Genomic DNA, 4,586 nt, shown 5'->3' on the forward strand with positions numbered 1-4,586 from the left:
ATTAATAGATGAAAAATTAGCTCCAATTATAGATAACTTTATTGATTATGTTGAAAGAAATAAAAAATGCTCTTCCAAGAAGTCCCTTAGGTAAGGCACTTGATTATGCTAAAAAGCATTTGCCAGGATTAAAGAATATACTACTAGATGGTTCTTTAGAAGTTGATAATAATGCTGCTGAAAGAGCAATAAAACCTTTTGTTATAGGTCGTAAGAACTTCCTTTTTGCAAATACTGCTAAGGGCGCAACTGCAAGTAGCAATATTTACAGCATTATTGAAACTGCCAAGGCTAATAAATTAGTTGTAGAAAGGTATTTAGTTTATCTATTTGATAATCTATCGAAGATAGATATATCCGATAGCGAAAGTTTAGAGAATCTTATGCCTTGGTCAGATAAGATTCCTGAAAACATAAAAATTAAAGATAAGAGATAAAATTAATCCCAGTAAAGATCAATTGCCTTACTGGGATATTTTAATACCTTTTTTATAAGAATTAAATACGTCAAATTTTTGACGCTTACCTTACAATAAATTAATAGTGCACATTAATAATATAATACTCTCCAAACAATACACAAAACATTTGGTAATAAAATTTTCACCAAAATTATATAATATATTTTTAATTGGTAGTATAAAAAAGCATATTATTACAACAAAAAAACTTATATATTTAAGTATAAGCAAACTTGAAATAAACGGAATTAAAATAACACATAAATGAGCAAAATATTTTTGCTTAATAATTTCTTTTAGTGAATATGGAAAATAAAAACCTTTATTTTTATTTATAGCCTCTGGTTTATTAATTAATGTTAAAACTGAATCTGTTATAAAAACTAAACTAAACATAGCAACACTATTTATCCATATTGGATGCTCATACATTAATGTTAATAGAGTTATTAAAAAATTAATTAAGCTAACATTAACAATTCTTTTATAGTTATATATAGCTCTTGAAATCTCTTTATAGAACTCAAACCTATATTCGTTACCATAATATTTTTCCATAAAATTAAATGAACTCTTAAGTTTTTGTTTAGTTAATTGCATTTGCCCCTGTGATAACGTTGATATATCATTATTAACTAATCCTTCATATAAAAATGCCATAGACTGATAATATGGTAATAATTGATCATATTTAAAATATTTTTTATTAATAAATACATATAGAATAGTAAAGAGATATATACTAATTATGAGTATTGAATTAATATAATATGATAATGATACAACTAATAATGTAAATATTGTCAAAACATTTGCATTATTAGTTTGACTTTTAAAAAAACAAACAAAATTAATTACAATATTAATTAAAACTAGTAAAACAGCTCGATAAAATTCTGATCTATCAAGCATATTGGAAAAATTTAAAACAAAAGTAAAAATAACTCCTGATAGTATTACTGATTTTAATATTATTATAGTTTTTAATTGCCAAAGTCTTAAAACTTTGAACTTTATCAGTTTACAATCTATATTCATTATGGGAATATCTTGAAAAATCTTTGCTGTACAGTAAATAAAGAATCCTAGAGATAAGATGGAGAAATAGTTGTCAATTGCAGTTCTAATTAAATCTACCATACTAAATATCAAAAATACTCCCATAAATATAGCTAATGTCCATTTTAATTTATTTTTTTTATAGATTCTAATATATTGTCTTAACTTATTTTTAATAAGCAATTGTAATCCTTCAATCCCCATAACTATCACCTATAATTTGTGCTATATTTTCTTTTGTTAACTTATTAGGCATATACTCCAAAAGTTGTCCATTTCTTAAAATTAGATATACATCACAAATACTTCCCAAACTATCAATATCATGACTTGAAATTAATAACGTTTTTCCTTCTTTCTTTGATTTTAAAACTAATGTTTCTACTGCTGAAACTTGCACTGGATCTAATGCATTAAAAGGTTCATCCATAAGTATTATTGACTCATTTCTTATCATTCCTAAAGCAATATTTAAACGCTGTAGTGTCCCTTTTGATAAAGTATTTGGAAAATTATTTTTATATTTTGTAAGTTTTAATTCATCTAATAGTATATCAATTCTAGCAATTGCTTCTTTCTTTTCAACCCTTTGTGAATTGCATACTAATAATAAATGCTCTCGTACGGTTAAGTCGCTATAAAATATTGGCGAATCACTTACAAAAACTGCTGGAATTTTAAAAAAATCAACATTATCTACACATTTGCCATCAAGAAAAATACTTCCTTGATTTTCTCTAATTAAACGCATTATTACTTTTAAGAGAGTTGTTTTACCTGCTCCATTTTTGCCTATTAATCCATAAATCAAACCTGTTTTAAACTTATAATTTAAACTTTTTAGGATATAATCGCTCCCATAACTCATATTAATATTTTTAATTTCAATCATTAACTCGCCTCATTCCTATAATAATTGAATTTTCATTATCATTTAGAACATAAAAATTTTCAATAAAATCAACAACATTGGTATTATATATAAATCTATAAATTAGATTTTTCATTTCATCTTTTACATTCATTACAATAGACATAATACCTGTATTAAAAGAAATTAATGTTGCATGGTTTATAACATTATCAACAACTAAATAATTTTTCATATTTTCTAGTTTTTTATCGCTTGCTGTACTAAGTATTCTTTCAACGCTTACATCATAATCTAAAGTTTTTATTATACCATCTTTTAACAAATAAATTTCTTCTACTTTGTTATTAGTTAAATTTTTTATTTCAACAGTGATTTTACTATTAGTATTAAAAACTAAATTTTCATTCGCTATATACTTTTCCTTACAGTATTGCATTATCAATGATAATATAATTCTTAACGGTTCTTCATTTAATATTAAATATTCATATTTATTTATCTCTTCTATTTTACCTTGCCTAAATAAAATTTTTTTCTATTTTATGAAATAACTTCTCAAGTTCTGATTTGAATGTACTATAAGATTCTACTATAGCAGTTTCAATTATAGTATTTAGTTGAACTCCTAGTAATGGCACTATAATAGTTATAGTAATAAACTGTTTTTCCCATTTGCTATTGCTACTATTTTTTGCTTTTATATTTAATATTGTAGTAATTTTACTATTATCTACATTAGATAAAAATTTTATTTTTTTTATTTTTTCTTTCATTAAATTTATTTCTTCAATACAAATATTCTCTAAAACTTCGTGCATAATTATATCATCATTATAATCAATTAAACGATATGAAAAATAGTCCTTATCATTAATATTAATATATTCTATTTCTAAATCCACTTTATCCATTTTATACTCCCACCTTTTTTGGCCATTTGATACATACAGAAGGTGTGCAGTAATTTACTTTTACAACCACTCCAAATTTTCCACATAAACTCATGCAACTTTCTATATCGTTACATACCTCCATATCTGCCTCTATTAATTGTCTTATATTGTAGTTTAAGACAAATTCATCTAATTCTTCCTTAATTACACCATTATTTATAATATAAGATTTAGTAACTAAAATTGAAAAATCACCAGTATATACATTTACTTCTCCCATAGAGATTTTTTCAATCAATATTCCTTTATCTGTATTGGAAATTAATTCCTCAATATTATTAGGTTTTTCTAATAATTTCATATTCCTCATTCTAATAAAAGGATACATATATGTATTTTCAGTAATTCCATTACCCGTATTTTTAATTCCTAATAGATTTGAATAAACTTCATTGCTTAAAACATTATTTATATATCCATCCTTTATTAGTTGTATACTGTTGCATACATTGCTCCCATAATCATCCACATCGTAGTTATACTCAAGATTTTCAATTATTGTTATATTCCTTGAACAAAATTTATTATCTTTTAATAATCTTATAGGGGAATTATAATAATGATCAGCTTCTAAAAAATGTCCGATACACTCATGAAAAAACATACCTGCAGCAGTATTTTTTAATATTATATCAAAATTTTTAGTACTGTTTAACTGAATTTTTTTTGATAAACTCCATGTAATTTCATTCATAATAATATTGCTAATTTTATCAATATCAATATCATTAACAGAGTTGAAAACCATAAAATCGCTAATTAACATTCTGTTACATTTACTTATAGAATATGTAACAATACAATAGTTATCTTTAACATTATGCTGTCTTAATGAATTATAAATAAATTTTTTTATTTCTACTTCTTCTAAAGATAATTGTATATCAAATTTTACGTTAATAGTTTTTTCAATTTTTTCTTTAATAGTCTTACTAATACTAATTAGTTTTTGCTCACTTATTTTTTTATCATTACAGCTAGAAGTCAAAAATTTATTTATAGCACAAATATCTTTGTGATTTATATTTGTATATTTTCTCAAGTATTTTTTGATGTTATCCTTTGTGCATTGAAATATAGTATTGTTATTCTCCATATACAATTGCATTCCATAATTTTCAGTAACATAATGCAAGCAATTATCATTTTCATTATTTAAAAGAAAAGTATTTCTAATAGTATTTAACCCCATAAATGTTTTATAATTGTATATCACGTATTACTACACACTCCTCCCCC

General features: G+C 23.7%; 6 protein-coding genes. 1 reads left to right on the plus strand and 5 read right to left on the minus strand.

The genetic code is table 11. The annotated features are described in order from the left end of the window. The first annotated feature begins 47 nt into the window (after nt 1–47). Complete coding sequence (locus N3C_RS14430; protein WP_143312696.1) at nt 48–437, plus strand: IS66 family transposase; 390 nt, start codon at nt 48–50, stop codon at nt 435–437. A gap of 90 nt (nt 438–527) precedes the next feature. Here the strand turns inward: N3C_RS14430 and N3C_RS14435 are convergent, their stop codons facing one another. The 5 genes from N3C_RS14435 to N3C_RS14455 all read right to left on the minus strand — a co-directional run bounded on the left by N3C_RS14435 (nt 528) and on the right by N3C_RS14455 (nt 4,539). After that, nucleotides 528–1,724, minus strand: coding sequence for a hypothetical protein (locus tag N3C_RS14435; protein ID WP_074366694.1), 1,197 nt, complete (start codon nt 1,722–1,724; stop codon nt 528–530). Next, nucleotides 1,714–2,412 carry an ABC transporter ATP-binding protein gene (locus N3C_RS14440; RefSeq protein ID WP_074366695.1) on the minus strand — a complete coding sequence of 233 codons (699 nt, stop codon included), beginning with the start codon at nt 2,410–2,412 and terminating at the stop codon, nt 1,714–1,716. Before N3C_RS14440 ends, N3C_RS14435 begins: the two co-directional genes overlap by 11 nt. Then, nucleotides 2,405–2,830: a hypothetical protein gene (locus tag N3C_RS14445; protein ID WP_074366696.1), complete on the minus strand. Its 426-nt coding sequence runs from the start codon at nt 2,828–2,830 to the stop codon at nt 2,405–2,407. Before N3C_RS14445 ends, N3C_RS14440 begins: the two co-directional genes overlap by 8 nt. A gap of 82 nt (nt 2,831–2,912) precedes the next feature. Next, nucleotides 2,913–3,305, minus strand: a complete 393-nt coding sequence (locus N3C_RS14450; protein ID WP_074366697.1) for a hypothetical protein — start codon at nt 3,303–3,305, stop codon at nt 2,913–2,915. Nucleotide 3,306: 1 nt separating this feature from the next. Further along, the gene (locus N3C_RS14455) at nt 3,307–4,539 is read right to left on the minus strand and encodes a metallopeptidase TldD-related protein (RefSeq protein WP_143312697.1); all 1,233 of its coding nucleotides are present in this window, start codon (nt 4,537–4,539) and stop codon (nt 3,307–3,309) included. Nucleotides 4,540–4,586 lie beyond the last annotated feature (47 nt).

Source organism: Clostridium sp. N3C (assembly GCF_900095445.1).
Taxonomy (GTDB): Bacteria; Bacillota; Clostridia; order Clostridiales; family Clostridiaceae; genus Clostridium_AU.